Origin of the sequence: Clostridium sulfidigenes, assembly GCF_052067195.1 — a bacterium.
In the GTDB taxonomy this organism is placed as follows: domain Bacteria; phylum Bacillota; class Clostridia; order Clostridiales; family Clostridiaceae; genus Clostridium_J; species Clostridium_J sulfidigenes.
Genome location: NZ_JBQHQR010000045.1, coordinates 1 through 447, shown reverse-complemented (window position 1 = coordinate 447; position 447 = coordinate 1). Strand labels below are relative to the sequence as shown.

The 447-nt window shown below is 38.0% G+C and carries 2 rRNA genes; both read left to right on the top strand.

Features of this window, described 5'->3' with window-relative positions:
* Window positions 1–76 (top strand): 16S ribosomal RNA (locus tag ACTNBA_RS19110); the annotation flags it as partial.
* 261 nt (window positions 77–337) lie between these two features.
* Window positions 338–447 (top strand): 23S ribosomal RNA (locus tag ACTNBA_RS19105); the annotation flags it as partial.

Genomic DNA, 447 nt, shown 5'->3' with positions numbered 1-447 from the left:
GAAGGTGGGATTAGTGATTGGGGTGAAGTCGTAACAAGGTAGCCGTAGGAGAACCTGCGGCTGGATCACCTCCTTTCTAGGGAGTCGACATGAAGTTAATCCTTCATGACACACTGGTACTTTAACTCTGTTTAATTTTGAGAGACCAAATGATTAGTTCATTAACTCTCAAAAACATCTTACAATGGTAAGATGGATGTTCTTTGAAAATTACACAGTGAAAATATATTGTTAAACCTTTAAATTTAAAGATAAAACAATTTCGTCAAGAATTTTAATTTGAATTCTTTGTAGAATGAAAATCTAATCTTAATCGCTTAAGATTAGTAAATGAATAGGTCAAGCTACAAAGGGCGCATGGTGAATGCCTTGGCACTAGGAGCCGAAGAAGGACGCGATAAGCTGCGATAAGCTTTGGGTAGGCGCAAATAGCCAGTGATCCAGAGA